Origin of the sequence: Pseudomonas baetica (assembly GCF_051216495.1) — a bacterium.
Taxonomy (GTDB): Bacteria; Pseudomonadota; Gammaproteobacteria; order Pseudomonadales; family Pseudomonadaceae; genus Aquipseudomonas; species Aquipseudomonas baetica_B.
Genome location: NZ_JBPKAM010000001.1, coordinates 138,560 through 156,728, shown reverse-complemented (window position 1 = coordinate 156,728; position 18,169 = coordinate 138,560). Strand labels below are relative to the sequence as shown.

General features: G+C 53.8%; 16 protein-coding genes and 1 pseudogene. 10 read left to right on the top strand and 7 right to left on the bottom strand.

Annotated elements, in window-relative coordinates; genetic code table 11:
• Positions 1 to 28: 28 nt before the first annotated feature.
• Both ACSFE6_RS00765 and ACSFE6_RS00760 read right to left on the bottom strand, forming a co-directional pair.
• Positions 29 to 1,144: an alcohol dehydrogenase catalytic domain-containing protein gene (locus tag ACSFE6_RS00765; protein ID WP_435425849.1), complete on the bottom strand. Its 1,116-nt coding sequence runs from the start codon at positions 1,142 to 1,144 to the stop codon at positions 29 to 31.
• Between the two features lie 68 nt (positions 1,145 to 1,212).
• Entirely contained in the window at positions 1,213 to 1,794 is a 582-nt protein-coding gene (locus ACSFE6_RS00760; protein ID WP_218534761.1) for an amino acid synthesis family protein, read from the bottom strand.
• Between the two features lie 126 nt (positions 1,795 to 1,920).
• Here ACSFE6_RS00760 and ACSFE6_RS00755 point away from each other — a divergent pair, with 126 nt between their 5' ends.
• From ACSFE6_RS00755 to ACSFE6_RS00745, 3 genes are all read left to right on the top strand, one after another.
• Complete coding sequence (locus ACSFE6_RS00755; RefSeq protein WP_435425848.1) at positions 1,921 to 2,772, top strand: fumarylacetoacetate hydrolase family protein; 852 nt, start codon at positions 1,921 to 1,923, stop codon at positions 2,770 to 2,772.
• Between the two features lie 40 nt (positions 2,773 to 2,812).
• Positions 2,813 to 3,373: a VOC family protein gene (locus ACSFE6_RS00750; RefSeq protein ID WP_435425847.1), complete on the top strand. Its 561-nt coding sequence runs from the start codon at positions 2,813 to 2,815 to the stop codon at positions 3,371 to 3,373.
• Between the two features lie 124 nt (positions 3,374 to 3,497).
• A complete protein-coding gene (locus ACSFE6_RS00745) occupies positions 3,498 to 5,135 on the top strand; it encodes a bifunctional 3-(3-hydroxy-phenyl)propionate/3-hydroxycinnamic acid hydroxylase (protein WP_435425846.1) in 1,638 nt (545 codons plus the stop codon).
• A gap of 146 nt (positions 5,136 to 5,281) precedes the next feature.
• On the opposite strand, the gene ACSFE6_RS00740 is transcribed toward ACSFE6_RS00745, so the two are convergent.
• Positions 5,282 to 5,968 carry a GntR family transcriptional regulator gene (locus tag ACSFE6_RS00740; protein ID WP_435425845.1) on the bottom strand — a complete coding sequence of 229 codons (687 nt, stop codon included), beginning with the start codon at positions 5,966 to 5,968 and terminating at the stop codon, positions 5,282 to 5,284.
• A 425-nt stretch (positions 5,969 to 6,393) separates the two neighbouring features.
• Here ACSFE6_RS00740 and ACSFE6_RS00735 point away from each other — a divergent pair, with 425 nt between their 5' ends.
• The 7 genes and pseudogenes from ACSFE6_RS00735 to ACSFE6_RS00705 form a co-directional block, all read left to right on the top strand.
• Positions 6,394 to 6,831, top strand: a complete 438-nt coding sequence (locus ACSFE6_RS00735; protein ID WP_435425844.1) for a GlcG/HbpS family heme-binding protein — start codon at positions 6,394 to 6,396, stop codon at positions 6,829 to 6,831.
• Positions 6,832 to 6,917: 86 nt separating this feature from the next.
• Positions 6,918 to 8,570, top strand: a complete 1,653-nt coding sequence (locus tag ACSFE6_RS00730; protein WP_435425843.1) for a DUF1302 domain-containing protein — start codon at positions 6,918 to 6,920, stop codon at positions 8,568 to 8,570.
• 23 nt (positions 8,571 to 8,593) lie between these two features.
• The gene (locus ACSFE6_RS00725) at positions 8,594 to 9,946 is read left to right on the top strand and encodes a DUF1329 domain-containing protein (protein ID WP_435425842.1); all 1,353 of its coding nucleotides are present in this window, start codon (positions 8,594 to 8,596) and stop codon (positions 9,944 to 9,946) included.
• 88 nt (positions 9,947 to 10,034) lie between these two features.
• Positions 10,035 to 11,159 (top strand): WD40/YVTN/BNR-like repeat-containing protein, encoded by a 1,125-nt coding sequence (locus ACSFE6_RS00720; RefSeq protein ID WP_435425841.1) that lies wholly within the window; start codon positions 10,035 to 10,037, stop codon positions 11,157 to 11,159.
• Positions 11,156 to 13,558 carry an efflux RND transporter permease subunit gene (locus ACSFE6_RS00715; RefSeq protein ID WP_435425840.1) on the top strand — a complete coding sequence of 801 codons (2,403 nt, stop codon included), beginning with the start codon at positions 11,156 to 11,158 and terminating at the stop codon, positions 13,556 to 13,558. The genes ACSFE6_RS00720 and ACSFE6_RS00715 overlap by 4 nt, the downstream gene beginning before the upstream one ends.
• A gap of 81 nt (positions 13,559 to 13,639) precedes the next feature.
• The gene (locus tag ACSFE6_RS00710) at positions 13,640 to 14,404 is read left to right on the top strand and encodes a hydroxypyruvate isomerase family protein (RefSeq protein ID WP_435425839.1); all 765 of its coding nucleotides are present in this window, start codon (positions 13,640 to 13,642) and stop codon (positions 14,402 to 14,404) included.
• A 113-nt stretch (positions 14,405 to 14,517) separates the two neighbouring features.
• Positions 14,518 to 14,592, top strand: a pseudogene (locus ACSFE6_RS00705) (transcriptional regulator); the annotation flags it as partial.
• Between the two features lie 251 nt (positions 14,593 to 14,843).
• On the opposite strand, the gene ACSFE6_RS00700 reads toward ACSFE6_RS00705, so the two are convergent.
• Genes ACSFE6_RS00700 through ACSFE6_RS00685 form a run of 4 tightly spaced genes read right to left on the bottom strand, consistent with a single transcriptional unit; the run spans position 14,844 to position 18,163 of the window.
• A complete protein-coding gene (locus tag ACSFE6_RS00700; RefSeq protein ID WP_435425838.1) occupies positions 14,844 to 15,626 on the bottom strand; it encodes a cyclase family protein in 783 nt (260 codons plus the stop codon).
• Positions 15,613 to 16,611 carry an NAD-dependent epimerase/dehydratase family protein gene (locus ACSFE6_RS00695; RefSeq protein WP_435425837.1) on the bottom strand — a complete coding sequence of 333 codons (999 nt, stop codon included), beginning with the start codon at positions 16,609 to 16,611 and terminating at the stop codon, positions 15,613 to 15,615. Before ACSFE6_RS00695 ends, ACSFE6_RS00700 begins: the two co-directional genes overlap by 14 nt.
• On the bottom strand, positions 16,602 to 17,594 hold the full coding sequence (locus ACSFE6_RS00690) for a fumarylacetoacetate hydrolase family protein (protein WP_435425836.1): 993 nt from the start codon (positions 17,592 to 17,594) through the stop codon (positions 16,602 to 16,604). The genes ACSFE6_RS00695 and ACSFE6_RS00690 overlap by 10 nt, the downstream gene beginning before the upstream one ends.
• Entirely contained in the window at positions 17,591 to 18,163 is a 573-nt protein-coding gene (locus tag ACSFE6_RS00685) for a cupin domain-containing protein (RefSeq protein ID WP_435425835.1), read from the bottom strand. The genes ACSFE6_RS00690 and ACSFE6_RS00685 overlap by 4 nt, the downstream gene beginning before the upstream one ends.
• Between the last annotated feature and the right edge of the window lie 6 nt (positions 18,164 to 18,169).

Here is an 18,169-nt window from a genome sequence, read left to right as displayed (position 1 = left end):
CCTAAACCGCGCCGCTCGCCAGACTTAATCAAGGGCAGATGACGTAGTTGCTGAAGCCACCGTGGCGGTTTTCGATACCGGTAATTGCGTTGTTGACCTCTTCTAGTTTGAAAGCCGTGTTTTCAAAAAATGAGAGATCCAGCACCCCGGATTCGACCATGTCAGCCATGGCTTGTCCTTGCCCTGTGGTGAACCAGGCGGAGCCACTGATCTGGATGTCGTTGTCCATGATCCAGTGAAGGTCTATTGGAACTTCACCTGCAATGGCGCCGACGTTGACCAGGTGCCCACCGCGATGGAGAGATTTAAGTGCTTGGGTCAGGCTTTCGTGGGGGGCCCCTGGGCCCAAGGCATCAATAACGACATCGACGCCTTCGCCATGGGTGACTTCGAAGGCCCATTCATTGGTGGGAATCGTACCAAGGGTATGAATTTCAATCCGGCCTGGGGCCGCCAGGTCTTTCACCTTTTGGAACAGTTCCTGGTTTCTCGCAGTGCCGAGGATTTTACGCACACCCATCGCCAGCGCCAGGGCGACCGCACCCAAGCCAAGTGTGCCGCTGATCCCGTTAATTAACACCGTACTGCCGGGGCCCGCGTTAGCCTTGATCAAAGCCTTGTAGGCGGTGCCCAGATAGCCTAAGCGCGCTGCGGTTTCGAAACTGATGTTGTTCGGCAGTTTGACCAGACTGTATTGCGGGGCCGGGATGTACTCGCAAAGGCCGCCGTATGGGTAGTCTTCGAACATACGCGGGCTTTTCGGCGTGAAGCCAAAATAGCCGTTGAAGGTATAGGCGGTGCAGGCAATTGTGTTACCTGCACGGCAAGCTCGGCAGGAGCCGCAGTGTCGGCCCGGATTGACATACACCCGGTCGCCGACCTTGAAGTCGTAGACTTGAGCACCTACTGCTTCGACGACACCTGATGGATCGAGCCCGAAAATGGCAGGAAGTTTCGGCAGCGGATTTTGAGGGAACCACTTAACCCAATTAGTGAGAATGTTGTGCAGGTTTGGGACGATCCCACATGCTTTAACCTTGACCAGCACCTCGGTAGGGCGAATTTCGGGTACTGAAACTTGCTCGATGACCATGGGTTTACCGCCTTCGTACAGGCGTGCAGCGCGCATAGTTTTTACAGTCATGATGTTCTCCAACACATATTGTTTTTGTAGTGATGCGTAACCTTGGAGCAAGCTTTAAATCTTCGGTACTAGCGCAGTCCGTCTTCGCCCTTCACATCGGAGGCCGCTAGACCGCCCAATCGTGCATGTATCCGTCCGCCTGTAGCCATGGCTAGGCCAAAGGCAATTTCGCCACGGCGAGGGCCATCCCATACGGTCATCTCAGCGACGCCGAAATGGCTACGAACGTATGCAGCTTGGATATGCCCTAGTGGGATCATCACTCGACAGCCTGGGCCACCAATGGTCTTGGCCGCAGGGACGATCGCCTTCGGGTTGCCTAGCGCTTCGCGCATTGCCCAGCCACCCGCTTCGTGCCATACAGCGCCGTGCTCTAACTCGCCGTCTTCACCGACGATTGCGCCTTTGCCATAGGCCTGTACGTGTTTAGCCCCGCCCAGGGTGTGGATCAGTTGCTCCGACAGCTCTGCACCCAACGCTCGCAGTTCCTGCATAAACGGTAGCAAGTCTTCTACGTACTTACCTGCGTAAGGATTGGCAACCACAGCGGTGGCTACTGCAATCCGCAACGGGGCTGACAAACGAGGCCCGCCTTCGTGGAACACTTCTTCAACGTCCAGCTTGACCTTACGAACCATCACAAGCGACATGCGTAACCTCCAGAACCGAGAGCCTCAAGTGGCTAGCTATTTTTTTAAACCGGCCTTTTGCATTATGCATTTAATGATGTATGGTGCAAGAAGAACGTTTTTGTGCACAAAAATAGGAGGGGCAAGATGAAGCTGATTTCGTACCGTAAAGAAGGAGAAGCCCATTTCGGCGTCGTGTCCGGTGACGGAGTGGTTGAGCTGACCAACCGTTTCTCGGAGGTTCCGGATCTCGCGACTTTTCTGAGCAACCCATCCTTGCTCCAGGAGGCGCGCCAGATCCTAGAGGCTGTGCAGCCTGACTACCCATTTTCTAGCATCCAGTTGGATTCAGTAATTCCCAATCCTGGAAAGGTGATTTGCGTAGGCATTAACTATGTTGCTCACGCTGAAGAGGCGGGCCGAAAGGTCGGCGAGTTTCCAGTCATTTTTCAGCGCTTCGCAGAAACTCTTTTGCCCCACGGTGAGCCGTTGGTAAGGCCTCAAGTCTCAGATCAATTTGATTTTGAAGCCGAATTGGCGGTAGTGATCGGGAAAGGTGGTGCACACATTGATCCAGTGGATGCGATGGATCACGTTGCGGGCTACACCTGCTTCAACGATGCCAGCGTCCGCGATTGGCAATTTCATACGCACCAGTACGGTATGGGTAAGACCTTTAGAAAAACGGGTGCTCTGGGTCCTTGGCTCGTTCCGGCATCGGAAATTTCCGACTACCGAAAGCTGGTTGTGCGGGGGGTACTTAATGGCGAGCAACTGCAGGAAGGCAGCCTTTCGGAGCTGGCATTCGACATTCCTCATTTGATTTCGTATGTATCGAAAGCGCTTCCATGGAACCCAGGAGACATTCTGGCAACGGGTACTCCGAGTGGCATTGGTTTTAAGCGTAATCCTCCGATTTTTCTGAAGCCTGGTGATGTTTTTGAAGTGGTGATTACTGAGATTGGCACGCTGTCGAACGGCGTTATTGACGAAGCCTAAACGTTGTCCTCTACACAATCACAAAAAATGGAGGTTCCAAATGTCCGCATTACCTACAATTAACTTCACCCACTCCGGTGTGTTTTGCGCAGATCTCGATCTCATGGTCGATTTCTACTGCCGTACCTTGGGCTTCATCGTAAGTGATAAAGGCGTCGCCTCAACTGGTCATCGCCTGTTCTTCATGACTCAAAATCCTGAGTTGCATCATCAGGTTGTTCTCTTTGACGGCAAGCCTGTCGACCTTCCTTTCAATCCGATCAACCAGCTTTCATTTCTGCTGAATTCTCTGGATGACCTGAAGACGTACTACCAATTCGCCAAAAAAAGCGGCATTGAAGGGATTGCTCAGGTGGATCACGGCAACGCCTGGTCGATGTACTTCAAAGACCCTGAAGGCAACCCCATCGAAATGTATGTTGATGCGCCGTTCTACACCGCACAGCCTTGCAAGGAACCACTAGATCTCGAGTTACCGACGGAAGTCATCCTGGCCCAGACCGAAGCCATGTGTAAGCGACGCCCCGGTTTCCAGACGCGAGAGCAATGGATGGACTCCATTCGGGTGAAGATCGAAGAACAACGGGTTCGAATCGGTTAGTCGTGTAGGGAAGGGCCTTTGGGCCGCTCTTAATGCTGGATGCCGAGGTCTGGTGGGTGAGCTTGCGAAAGTCGGTTCATCTGCCAGATGTTGTGATAGATAAAAACAAAAAGCGGAGTAGACGATGGACTACGATGTCATCATTGTTGGAATGGGGCCCGTCGGTGCTCTGTGCGCGAATCTCGCCGGCATGTGGGGGCTGAATGCTCTCGTCGTGGACAAGTCCGAAACGGTGTACACCAATCCAAGGGCTATGGGTTTTGACCACGAGGTGATGCGCGTCTTCGGCAATATTGGCTTGGCCGATGACATTGCCGAATATGTTATGCCTTATCGTCCCTCTGAGTACCGCACTACCGGTTCTCAGCTGATCAAACGCATTGATGCCGCCAAGCCTCCATTTCCGTTGGGTTGGGCACCAAACTACGTATTCTCGCAGCCACCTGTAGAGCGTGCGCTGCGTAAAAGAATTTCGGGCTTCAAGTCTGTAACGGTAGAACTCGGCTCAGAGGTTTTATCGGCTGACTCCAAAGATGTACAAGCTGATGTTCGCATCCAAGCCAGGGATGGAACTGAGCGCACTGTGTCTGCAGACTATGTCTTGGCATGTGATGGGGGCACCAGCCCGATCCGAACCCGTCTAGGGTTAAAAATGGAGGATCTCGCATTCGATGAGCCGTGGCTTGTCGTCGACGTAATCCTGAATGAAGGGGCGGGTGAGCACCTGCCAAAGACAAATGTGCAGTTTTGCGAGCTGGCTAGACCTTGCACCTTTGTCGTAGGCCCGGGTCAACATCGGCGTTGGGAGTTCATGATCAATCCTGACGAACAACCGACGGAAATTTCCCAGCCCGAAGCGATTAAGAAACTGATTTCCCGCTGGTTGCCTGAGGGCGACTACCAGCTATGGCGAGCTTCTGCTTACCGATTCCATGCACTGATTTTGGAGCAGTGGAAGTCCGATCGAGTGTTCTTTCTAGGGGATGCCGCACACATGACGCCTCCATTCCTGGCTCAAGGCATGTGTCAGGGAATCCGCGATGCACTGAACCTGGTCTGGAAGCTCGCTCTGGTAAAAGGAGGTCTGGCAGCACCGGCCTTCCTGAATACCTACCAAACTGAACGGATTCCTCATGTTCGCCAAACCACTCTAGCAGCCAAAGAATTTGGTGTTGTGATCTGTGAGCGTGATAACGAGAGAGCAGCGATCCGGGATGCGCGATTGATTCAGCAGATGACGGAAAATCCGGGAGGTACGATCAGACAATCGCTGATTCCTGGGCTGTCGCGAGGCTTTGTCTCGCAAGGCGCTCCTGCCGGTGAGCTGTTTCCTCAGCCAATGGTCATCAACCATGCGGGTAAAAAAGCTCTGCTGGATGAATTTACCGGGCAATGCTTTCGAGTAGTGGTTGCGCCTGGATTCGACGCTAGCGCGTTACTGAGATGTCTGCGCAGCAGCCAATCCCTTAAAGGGCTGCCCATTCAGGTCGTGCGATTGGTCAGCCCTCAGCAGACTGTTGCTCGCACTGTTGATGATTATGAAGAGGTCGATAGCGTACTGACACAATGGCTTGAGTGTCGAGGCTGCAATGTGGTCATCGTGCGGCCGGATCACTACGTGTACGGTGGGGCAGTCACTGTCGCCTGGGCGATGGAACTGCTAGAGGGAATGGAGCTTGCCTTGTGGTGCAAGGAGCCTGAACAGGTTAGGCAGAGTAGTGGCGGAGCTTGCGACACGACAATCAGGTTTGCGCAGGCGTAAACCTACAAGGGGCTGTAGACCCTTCGCATCGCACTGTCCACGAAAGCAGTTGCGATGCGAAGATTTTTTTGGAACTTGAATTTGACGTGGAGCACATTGAGTGTCGTCCCGAATGGGGGGAGGGGGGCGACAGGTTATCGATTCAGCTATTGGAGCGTGGCTTGTTGGCGTTCGATAGCTTCGACAGTTCGGCCCAAAGTTCCTTGGATGTGATTGCGTAAGAGCGTCACCGCTTTGTCTGAATCGCGTGCAAGCGCAGCATTCATTAGCTCTTGATGCTCATTTCCCTTGTGCCTTGGAGTCTGCCGCTGCTTGGCTGAGAAGCGTCTGTAGCGCTCTGCTCTGTCGAACAGGGAGTCAACCATCTTCAACATCAACGGTGACGGGCAGGCCGCGAACAGCGCAAAGTGGAAAGCCTTATGCCGGATAGACCACTCATCATCGAGTACGAGCACACCGCTTCCAAGTTTTTTCTCAATCAGATTCAGGCGGTGAAATGCACCCAGCACATCGGCTTCCCAGGCATCGTCGCCATACTGGATGGCATCGCTTAGCGCTTCGCACTCGAGCAGGCAACGCAATCGCGTAATGTCGCGAAAGTCTGTCGTGGAAATCTGAGCAACCCTGAACCCCTTGTTATCGCTGGCTTCGACGACACCGTCCTGAGTCAGTCGATTGAGGGCTTCTCGAATAGGGGAGCTACTGAGTCCATACGTTTTAGACAGTTCGGCCACTTTGAGTTTTTCGCCCGGGGCCAGCTCGCAACAAACAATAGCCTTTTTCATCTTCGTCAACGCGACATCGATCAGCGGACTGCCGGGGGAGGTGATCATGGTCGGAGTCATCCTAAAATTTGCACTAAATCGATTTTATGCGCAAAACCTTCTTTGGTGCAAAGGATGAGTGTCAAAATTACTCATAATTTTTAACGAGCCGCAAGCAGAAAATCGTTGACCATTCTTTCAGCGGCTTTGATTCGCCGTGCGCCCTATAACTGCTAGCTGTACCCCTTCCAGATTCGCCTCTCTTGGTGCTTTTAACGCTCCCCGTCCTTTAAGCCCCCCCCCCCAACCGCCCCTATTCGCATTTCCCCCGTATCGATGCATGGAACTGCTTGCGCTCAAGAATCTCCTTGACATTAAATTTGCCCAGGATTACGTTTTGTGCACAAAGTGATTTGTAGTGCAGTAAATGTATTTTTACGCACGAATTCTTCATGCATAGGGTGACCACAAACCATAGGCTCAAGAGGTGCGTGATGAAAACGAAGCGGGTACTCGAGTTGGCTGACGCCGAATTGATGCTCGTGGCCTCCATGGAAAAAGCCACCCGGGAAAACTGGAAGGTTTCCATGGCTGTGGTTGATGAGGCGGGCTGCCTCATGACGTTCAGAAAGCTTGATGGCGCATCCGTCTCGTCTGTCCAAACGGCCATTGAAAAAGCCCGCAGTGCAGCTGTCACAGGCCGACCGACGAAGTTTTTTGAGGACATGGTCGCCGAAGGCCGATCTGGCGCTTCGATGATCCATGGGGTCTTCCCCATCGAAGGCGGGCTTCCGATCGTTGTCGAGGAGGATGTCGTAGGAGGGTTCGCTGTTAGTGGTCTGAAGTCTCACCTGGATATCGTCGTTGTGGAGGCCGGGTTGCAAGCGCTGGCAGCCCATCAGGTACGGCAGGTGGGTCAGGAAGAAGCCTAGAACGTCACGCAGTACGTAGATGTATTCGCAGCTGAGGCTGCGAGTTGATGACCTTTTACAAAAACAAAAAAAACAGGAACATCTTCATGAAAATAGCTAACCAGCGGCTCTGCCCGTTGCCGGTTTCAAGCATCGCCTGTGCAGTCAGCGCAATGGTGCTGTTGAGTCTTTCTACTCAATCGCAAGCCTTCCAGATCGATACTGGTAACCCCGATCTTTCGGCGACTTGGGACAACACGATCAAGTACAGCAATGCATGGCGTGTGAACAAGCTTGATCACAAGGTTGCGGTCGGCCCTGGCACTTCCAACAGCAATCCCAACCTGGATGACGGCGACCGAAACTTTGATCGTGGGCTCATATCAAATCGCCTGGATCTCTTGTCCGAGTTCGACATCAAGTACAAAGATGTTGGTGCCCGTCTCAGTGCGGCCTCCTGGTACGACAATGTCTACAGTCATGACAACGATAACGACTCACCGGGTACCGCCAACTCGGTGAGCGTCGATCATGATCAGTTCACCAGCGACACGCGTCGGATCCACGAAACAAACACTGAAATCCTTGATGCCTTCGTCTATGGCTCGAAGGAAATCGGCAGTACTTCGTTGTCTGGCAGATTGGGGCAGTTCACCCAAATTTACGGCGAAAGCCTTTTCTTCGGTGCCAACGGTATTGCAAATGCGCAATCCACCGTTGACTTGGTGAAGCTGCAGTCAGTACCTAGTTCCCAGTTCAAAGAGATTCTGATGCCAACAAAGCAGATCTCGGGCAACTGGCAGTTGAGCGATACGGCCAGTATCGGTGCCTATTACCAATTCGAGTGGAACAAAACTCGTCTTCCAGCCGCGGGGAGCTACTTCAGCGGTTCGGACTTTGTCGGCGAAGGAGGCGAACGTGTATTTTTCCCCACTGGTGCGCTACTTCACGGCAAGGACATTGATGCCAAAGACTCAGGCCAGTTTGGCGCTCAGCTGAAATTCGCTATCGAGGACTGGGAGTTCGGTCTATACGCGGCTAAGTATCACGAAAAAACTCCGGTGTTTTACTTCCGACCAGCAGCACTGGTGCCTGGAGCAGATGACACTTTCGTCAACGTTTATCCCGAGGACATCAAGGTCTTTGGCGCAAGTTTCAGTACCTTGGTCGGCGAAGCGAACATTGCGGGTGAGACTTCAATCCGGGTCGATACACCGTTGGCAGGCGTTGGTGGCACCATCATTACCGGCCTGAATTCTGACAACGATTCCAATCCGGCTTATCCCATTGGTCGCTCGTGGCATGCCCAAGTGTCGATGGTCAACGTCTACGGCGGATCAGCACTCTGGGACGGTGCTTCATTTGTCGGTGAGCTTGCGTTCAACCGCCGGCTGAGCGTGACCAAAAATGCCGATCAACTGGATCCCAACACAACGCGTGACGCCTTCGCGCTGCGGTTCACCTTTGAGCCTCAGTACTTCCAGGTCTTTCCCGGGATCGACATTCAAGCCCCAGTCACCATTGGCTACAACCCGTCCGGGCGTTCTTCAGTCACACCTCAGGCATTTGGCCCGGAGCATGGCGGTGACCTAACCCTGGGTCTTAAGGCGGATTACAAGAAGCAATGGTACGCCTCGCTTAGCTACACCAATTTCTTTGGTGAGGCGGGGCCTGTTATCAACTCCTCCAACTCGTTCACCTACCAGCAAAACATGAAAGACAGAGATTTCGTGGCGTTCTCGATCCAGCGAACTTTTTAAGTAAAGAACAGGCGGCCCTGATAATGACAAAAATTAAACTGCTACTGCTTTCCACCCTGTCTATCTCAATGTGCGCCAGCACCGCATTCGCGGCAGTGAGCCCTGAAGAGGCGGCGAAGCTCAAGACCACATTGACCCCCATGGGCGCCGAAAAAGCAGGCAACGCTGATGGCTCCATCCCTGCTTGGACAGGCGGGTTGACGAAGGAAGTGGCAGGGGCAAAATTGGGCGATATGCCGGCCGATCCATTCCCTGGCGAGAAGCCGGCGCTGCAGATAACTGCCAAAAACGCTGGGCAATACGCGGACAAGTTGAGCGAAGGCACGAAAGCCTTGCTAGCCAAATATCCCGACACCTTCCATTTGGATATTTACCCGACCCACCGCACTGCCGCAGCACCGGATAGCGTTTATCAGAGCACGTTCGCCAACGCGACCCGCTGCAAAACGACCAGCAACGGTTTGTCAGTGGAGGGTTGCTACGGCGGCATCCCATTCCCCATCCCAAAAACCGGTAATGAGGTCATCTGGAATTTTCTGCTGCGCGTAGAGGCAGAATCCATCCAGATGGGGTATGCCAACGTCATTGGTAATGCTGACGGAACCAGGACGCTAGCAAGCCGTGGCGTCGAAAATTGGCAATACCCGTATTACTACAAAGACGGCAGTGCTGATAAATGGTCGGGACAATATGCGCTGTTGCGCTTTTTGACCAACGAGCCACCGTTTAAAGCGGGTGAGTCGCTTGTGACGCATGACAGTATCAATGTGCAGGAACCACGAGAGGCTTGGCAGTATCTGGTAGGCCAACGCCGAGTGCGTCGTGCACCCACTGTCGGCTATGACACACCCGATTTTGTAGCGTCGGGTGCTAACTACTTTGATGAAGTGCATGGCTTCATCGGCCATCCGGATCGCTATGACTGGAAGCTCGTTGGGAAAAAAGAAATGTACATCCCGTACAACGACAACAAGTTCAACGCGGAAAAACGAGACGACGCTTTCGTGGCTAACCACCTCAATCCAGACAAGGTGCGTTGGGAACTCCATCGTGTTTGGGAGCTTGAGGCCACTGTTGCACCGGGCAAGCGCCATGCAGTACCTAAGCGCAAATTCTTCATCGATGAAGACAGTTGGACGGTCTCGCTGGTGGATGGTTACGACGCCGAGGGCAAACTGTGGCGCGTCTCCCAGGTGCTTCCATTCGTTGTCCCTTCGATCCCAGCAGTGGTAGTAAAACCGGTGGTGATCTACAACCTGCAAGCCAAGACTTACAGCGTCGTGCAAAGCCTCAATGGTGAAACCTATAGCGTCATTCCGCGCAAGCCCGAGAACTTCTTTACCGGTAACTCGGTAGCGTCAGGGTCAGTGCGCTGAGCCTCGAAACAGCTTATTCACACTTGGGTTCCTTGGACGCTGGGTCACTGACGCGGCGTCCACCGAGCCGCATTCTCGAGGCTCGCAAATGCGTAATCAAACACTAAGGTTTATCGCTGGTCATCCGCTCAAGGCACTGCTGTTGAGCGCGTCGGTCGTGGCTGCGTTCCTGAGCACTTCAGCATCCGCACAAAACGATGGCTTGCCAATGCAGCCATCGATCATCAGTTCAATGGCGGCTCAATCGGTCATGCTCAGCGTTGCGCGAGCGGGGCACCGCTTGGTAGCAGTGGGCGAACGCGGGTTCATCATTGTCTCCGATGACAATGGCGCTAGCTGGTCACAAGTTGGTTCCCCTGTCAGCGTGACGCTGGTCAAAGTTCGGTTTATCGACGATGTCGAAGGATGGGCCGTCGGGCATGCCGGGGTCGTCTTACACACCCGAGATGGCGGACTGAGTTGGAACAAGCAGCTGGATGGCGTCCAAGCGGCCGAAATCGAATTACAGGAAGCCAAGCAGGCCACTGAAGGTTCCGACGACGGTGAAAAGGCGCAAGAGCGTTTAACTCAAGCACAGCAACTCGTGGACGATGGCCCCGACAAACCGCTGCTCGATGTTCTCTTCCTGGACGCCAAAAACGGACTGGTGGTGGGTGCTTACGGTCTGGCGTTTGTCACCCATGATGGCGGGTTCAGTTGGCAATCGATCCGTTCTCGTATCGATAACCCAAACGGATTGCATCTCTACAGCATCGAACGGGTGGGAGGGGATCTCTTCATTGCCGGCGAACAGGGCACTCTGTTGCGTTCAAGCGACGAGGGAAAAACCTTCGAGCCGCTGACGTCACCTTACGAGGGAACGACCTTCGGGCTCCAGGCGACAAACAGCAGTTCCATTTTGGCATTTGGGCTTCGCGGCAAAGCATTTGAGTCCAAGGATCGCGGCGATACTTGGCAGTCCCTCGACACCTTGCAGCCCGTCACATTGACCAGTGGGTTGCGTCTTGCCGATGGATCGGTGCTGCTTACCGATGAGTCGGGAAGAGTGTTGCGCTTCTCGGGTGGCAATACCAAAGCGGTTGTCCTTCAGATTGCTCAACCCAGTTATTTCACAGGCATGGCACAAGCCGCGAACGGCAACCTGATCATCAGTAGTGCACGCGGCATGCTTTCGTCCGCAGTTGCAGTGGACTTGCCGGAGCACGATCAATGAATAGCTATACTCGTTCTGCGGAGCAACACACCATCCCTCAGCCGGATGCTTTCGACCCTTCCTCTGGCACCTTGGTTGAACGGCTTCTATTCAATCATCGCAGCATCATTTTGGGCATTTGCGTGTTGCTCAGTCTGATACTGGGCTATCAGGCACTGAGCCTGAAGCTTAATGCCGCCTTCGAAAAAATGATTCCGACAGATCACCCTTATGTGCAGAACTACCTGAAAAACCGGGGCCAGTTGGGGGAGGGTGGAAACACCTTGAGGATTGCGGTCGAGGCCAAACAGGGCAGTATTTTTGATGCTGCATACCTCGAGACGGTCAAAAAAATCAATGATGAGGTGTTTCTACTCCCCGGCGTCGACCGCTCATACATGAAATCCCTGTGGACTCCGGCAACCCGTTGGATCGGCGTGACTGAGGAGGGTTTCGATGGTGGGCCAGTCATACCTGACGATTACGATGGTTCTGCCAAGAGTCTTGATCAGGTTCGGCAGAACGTTGATCGGTCTGGCGAAGTAGGTCGGCTCGTAGCCTCCAATTTCAAATCCAGCATCGTACTGTTGCCTCTTCAGGACATCACATCGGACGACGGCAAACCTCTGGACTACAACGCGCTTTCCGGCCAGCTCGAACAGATCCGGGCCAAGTACGAAACCGACAACATCAAAATCCACATCACTGGCTTTGCCAAAGTGGTGGGTGATCTGATTAACGGCATGCGGCAGATGCAGCTGTTCTTCGCCGCGACATTGGTGATTTGCGGCATCGTGTTGTTCTGGTACACCCGTTGCGTGCGCAGCACATTGTTGGTGTTGCTGTGTTCGATGATCGCGGTTATCTGGTTACTGGGATTACTGCCAACCCTGGGCTTTGATCTCGATCCTTACTCGATCCTCGTCCCGTTCCTGGTGTTTGCGATCGGGTTGAGTCATGGCGCCCAGAAAATGAACGGCATCATGCAGGACATCGGGCGTGGAGCCGACAAACTCGTGGCGGCACGCTTCACCTTTCGCCGGTTGTTTCTAACCGGGCTGATGGCGCTGGTGGCGGACGCCGTAGGTTTCGCTGTGCTGATGATCATCAAGATTCCGGTCATCCAGGATCTGGCTATCGCAGCGACGATCGGCGTGCTGACGTTGATTTTCACCAACCTGATTCTGTTGCCGATTCTGTTGTCGTACACCGGGGTCAGCAAAGCGGCGGCGCAACGTGAAGCGGCGAACGACAAGTTCTCGCAGTTGGACGCTCACCACACCCGCCATCCATTTTGGGCTTTTCTGGATCGCTTCACTGAGCGCAAATGGGCAAGTGGTGCAATCCTTATAGCTGTGATGCTGGGGGCAGCCGGTTTTGCCGTCAGCCTGCATGTGAAGATCGGTGACCTGAATCCGGGGGCGCCAGAACTGCGTCTGGAATCGCGTTACAACAGCGACAACCGTTTTATGGTCAGCAACTTTTCCGCCAGCAGCGACAAGTATGTGGTGATGGTGAAAACGCCGCAGTATTTCTGCGCCAACTACCAGACACTGGTATCTGTCGATGCACTGGAAGCGCAGCTTCAGCAGTTACCGGGAGTCGTGTCCACGACATCATTGGCGGCGCTGAGCAAGCAGGCAGCAGCGGGCATGAATGAAGGCAGCATGACCTGGTACGAGATACCACGTAACCAGGGATTATTGAATGCAATCATCACCCGGGCGCCACGAGAGCTGTTCAACCAGAATTGCGATCTGCTGACGGTGTATGTCTACCTCAAGGATCACAAGGCGGACACACTCACCAGTGTGGTTCAAACAGTCGAGCAGTTCGCGACAAGCCACAACACCGACAAGATCCAGTTCCTCAATGCTGCGGGTAACGCCGGCATCGAAGCGGCCACCAATATCGTGGTGAAGCGTTCGAACGTGCAGATGCTGTTCATGGTGTACGCAGCCGTCATCGCCCTGTGTTTCATTACCTTCAGATCCTGGCGAGCGGTGGTGTGCACGGTACTGCCGCTGATGCTGACGTCGATTTTGTGTGAGGCCTTGATGGTGGGACTGAACATCGGCGTCAAGGTCGCGACGCTGCCCGTGATCGCCTTGGGTGTGGGTATTGGTGTGGACTACGCGTTGTACATCCTCAGCGTAACACTCACCAATTTGCGAAATGGCTCAAGCCTGTCGAATGCTTACTACCTGGCCCTGCTTTCCACGGGGAAGGTGGTGGTGATGACCGGGATCACGCTGGGCATTGCCGTCCTCACCTGGGTGCTGTCACCTATCAAGTTCCAAGCTGACATGGGGATCTTGCTCGGGTTCATGTTCATCTGGAACATGGTGGGCGCGTTGGTACTAGTTCCGGCACTGGCGCACTTTCTGCTCAAGCCAAAATCTTTTCCTGTAACAGCGTAATTTCCAAGCACGAGTGCGGATTTGGTGGTGCTGAATCCGCTTTTCGTGGTGCAACTCAAACATAATGGCTTGATTTATTGAATGATCAAATATGCAGCGAATCTCACCTTGCTCTTCACCGAATGGTCTTTCGAGGATCGATTTAGCGCCGCGCGGGACGCTGGTTTTGAGGCCGTTGAGTTCAGTTTTCCTCGTGACATGGTGGCAGCGAAAATAGCAGGGGCTTTACGTCGCACAGGCCTTCAACAGGTATTGGCAACAGTGCCACTACGACCTGGTAGTAAGGGGCTAGCTGCTCAGTCCGGAAAGGCTGGGGACTTCCGTGAGGATTTTAACTTGGGACTTGAATATGCCGTCGAAGGAGGAAGCCCACTGCTTCACGTGCTATCTGGAGTGGTTGAGCAGAAAAATTACGCTGTATCGGGTAGTCAATTTGTCGACAACATGAACTGGGCCATCGAGGAGGCTGCCCGCCATGACGTAAAGGTTGTGATTGAAGCCATCAATCAAATTTCAGTGCCTGGGTATTTTATTCGAACATTGGCGGGGGCCGTCAGCTGGACGCAAAGAATTGAAGGGCTAGGCCTGATTCTGGATCTTTATCATGCTGCGATGGAGCGGCTGGATCCTCTTGCTTGCCTCGATCTCCTTCTTCCTCAAACCGACCATTTACAGATTGCTGGCTACCCAGGGCGACATGAGCCTAATATTGGTAATTTGAACCTGCCCGGAGTTCTTGATTCGATAAATTCACATTCTTATAAGGGGTGGGTTGGGTGTGAGTATCAACCTGCTATCGGCACACTCGAAGGTATAAGTTGGCTTGATCATTTGTTTTCGAGTTAAGAAGCCAGTAGCGCGGGTTGTTGGTAGAAGTGTGAGCATTCATCCGCAACAGAGAGTTTGGTTGACTGTGCTGTTCCTCAGTGACTTGGGAATACAACGATGAGCGCCAACCGCTACGCGCTTTGCTTGCTGAGTACGGCTACAGCTTGAAGGATGTGATCAATTTGCTGGATCCGCAGGGGATTCGGTAAATTTGGTCTGAACTCAAAAGGCCCTTTCTGGGCCTTTCTTGTTGGGTGTGATGAGGTGAGGTGGACTCAGGAGTTTCCTCAGATAAGATCCAAGTCCTTTCGCTAAATCGGAGTAATGGGCGATGTCCTTCAGCGCAGATCAGATTACTGAGTATCAAGCCTTTGCCGAGTAGCTAAGCACGCTAAAATTGCTCACTTTCATCAAGCTCGGCATCTACATCGAGCAGTTTAGTTTTGTGCTCCCAACGTCATTCAATTAAGGCAACGGCGCGGACAAAACCCGCAGAGGCATGTCGAATTTTGTAGGGGAAGCACGAAACCCAGAAACCTGATGCTGGGAGTTGTTCGAGGTTGGCCAGCTTTTCCATTTGACCGTAGCCGATGTCACGCCCGGCCTTATGCCCTTCCCAAATGATCGAAGCGTCACCCGACTTGGCGAATCTCTCCCTGGTGTATTTGAAGGGGGCATCCCAGCTCCAGGCGTCAGTGCCCACCACCCGCACCCCTCGTTCTAGTAGATACATCGTCGCTTCACGTCCCATCCCTACGCCAGCATCGAGGTAGCCCGGCTGCCCAAACAGACTTCCGGCTCTTGTGTTAATTAGGACGATTTCCAAAGGACTCAATTCGTGATTGATACGCTGGAACTCAGCCTCCAACTCCGCAGCGGTTACCACGTATCCATCGGGCAAGTGTCTGAAGTCGAGCTTTACGCCTGGCTGTAGGCACCACTCTAGCGGCAGCTCATCGATACCGAATGCCGGCTTCCCACCATCCGTAGTGGATGCATAGTGCCAAGGTGCATCCATGTGAGTTCCACTGTGCGTAGTGATACTGAGTCGCTCAGCTGCCCATGACTCATTCCCAGGCAGGTCTTCTTTGCGCAGGCCCGGGAACATGGCTGCCATTTCGGGCCAGCCCTCCTGATGATCCATGTAGTCGATCTTGGGCAGAAGAGGCGGCGGATCTGTGTAGGGATTGTTGTCCAGACAGACCGACAAATCGAGCATGCGACATTTACTGAGATTCATGGGCAGCAGCTCCTGCTCTGGGTGTTGTCGATAGGTTCAGGCTTGGCGATTTGCTTAGCGCGTTGCGAAGCAGTGCAGCGGCGGAACCATCATGACGAAAACCCTTTGCACGAGCTCGCGGGGTTCGAAGTGGCGGCAGGCATCCGAACAAACTTTCCAGCTGTGGATCAGGTTTGAATTCGATTTTTTCACCGCTAGCTTTGCCGAAGCGTACTGCAAGAGCCTCGAGGACTTGGGCTATGGAGAGCTGCAATACTGGTAGCTGCCAGAGTCGATCTTCCCCCAGATTACTGAGCTCTGCGGCATTTAGTAGGTTCTCCACACAACAACGAGCCGACATCCACCACGCAGTTGCTTCTGGTGAAACTGGGCATACATACGAATCACCTGCAGCGAACGCATGTAATAGGTCGCTCATGAAGGCCGACTTCAAACCATTTGGTTCGCGTGGCCGGGCGACAATGCCGGGGAGTCGCAGAATCCTACCGTCAACTTCACCTCGGCGTGCCAAGTCCTCGATGGCAATCTCGATCATGCGCTTGTGTGCTGCGTAGGAAAGCTGAGGGTGCGTAGCCTGCGTTTCATCCATTCGTGTAGGAAGTTCCCCCCCGTATACGGCAACACTGCTGGCATAGACTAGGACTGGAGGGCGGTCGTGATTACGCAGTTGATGCAGTAGCTCTAGGCTAGCTTGCAAATTAACTTGATAGCCCAGTTCATAATTTTTCTCTGCAGCACCACCAGGGATGCTTACGAGGTGGAAAACCACATCGATACCGTCAGCCATTACCCGACGCAACAGTGCCGGGTCGGTAATGCTGCCGCAGTGGCGACGTATGCGACTGTCTTCTGGTAGGTCATCCAGATTCTGGTCGAGCAGCAGAAGTGCTTCGATCTTTCGCTCGCGAATCTCACCTTGCTTTAACAGCTGTGCTACCAGTTCACGACCAACAAATCCATTGGCGCCGCTGACCATCACTCGCATGGCCAACCTCCTTGCACTACACGCTGATCGATTGCGCCAAATAGCACCTCATCATTGAGCGCTCTGACCTCCATTTGTACCCTATCACCGAAGCGCATGAATCCCGTGCGAGGAGCCCCCTCAGCGATTGTCTCGATGGCTCGGCGCTCCGCAATGCAGGCTGACCCGACGGAACGGTCGGCATTTGAAACTGTGCCTGAGCCGATCACCGTGCCGGCACTTAGTTTGCGGGTTAGCGCAGCATGGGCAATTAGCTGATGAAAGCCAAAGTGCATGGCCCCTCCGTGCGGATGGCCGAACCACTCGCCATTCCACTCTACTTTCAACGGGAGGTTCACACGGCCGTCACGCCAGGCTTCCCCCAGTTCGTCTGGGGTCACCGCTACTGGGGCAAAACTGGTGGAGGGTTTAGCTTGGAGAAAGCCAAAGCCGGTCTTCATTTCGCGTGGCGCCAAGGCGCGCAGGCTGACATCGTTTAATTGCAACACCAGGCGAACATGTTGTAGTGCTTTCTCGGCGGGACAGCCCATCGGGACAGCGTCTAGTAATACAGCGAATTCCCCTTCGAAATCGATCCCATGAGCCTCGCTGGGCAGGGGGATATCTTCGCGTGGGCCTAAGAAGTCATCGCCGGCACCTTGGTAGATCAGCGGAATATGCTCAATGCCTTCGATGGGTTCCAAGTTGAAGGCTTTCTGCATCAGCGAACCATGGCTTAGGAAGCAGGATCCGTCCAACCATTGTCGTGCACGCGGTAGCGGGGCCATCAACTGATCAAAGGACAGATCGAAACTTCCATCGAGCTCACCGTCATTCAAACGACGATAAAGATCTACCAAGCCTGGTTGCGCGGTCTCCCAGTTATCCAACGCATCCTGCATTGTGTCGGAGATCCCGCTGGCATCTACGGCATTCTTTAGATCGCGCGAAACTACAAGCAAGCGTCCGTCAGGGGTTCCGTCATTGAGCGTGGCGAGCTTCATGGTAGGAGCTCCTTCAGATCCGGAGCGTAGCGACCGTCGAGGAGGATGAAAACCATCCTTGCCATTTGATCAGTGCGGTTGCTCCAAGCATGGTTGGTGCCTCGCTGTACCACGATGTCGCCCTGCTTGAGTTGAACCTCTTCTTCGTCGACCACTAACCAAATCTCACCCTCCGTGACGATGCCATAATCCAGTGTCTCGGTACGATGCATGAGTTTGTGTTTAGAGTCGGCCTTGCCAGTACTTGCATGGCTTTGGCCGATCTCTGCGAATGCAGCTGCTGCGTCCTCTGGACTGACTTGGTTCTGCACGCTATCCGGCGGGATATCCACCACTCGGATCACACTACCCAGCGGCCCGGGGCTAAGTTGCAGTGGTTGGGCCGTTGGGTCATCAGCGTTGTCCAGTGGCGCAGGGGTGGTTGCGCTGTTCCATACCTCGTAGAAGACGGTACCGGGAATTGCTTTGAGCGGGAAATTGTTCTGGGTGGCGCCGCAGCTAGCGATTACGGCATGACCCTGGGCATCGTGCCCGGTAACAACGCGTTTAAAGCCAGGAAGTTTTTGCATAACGTC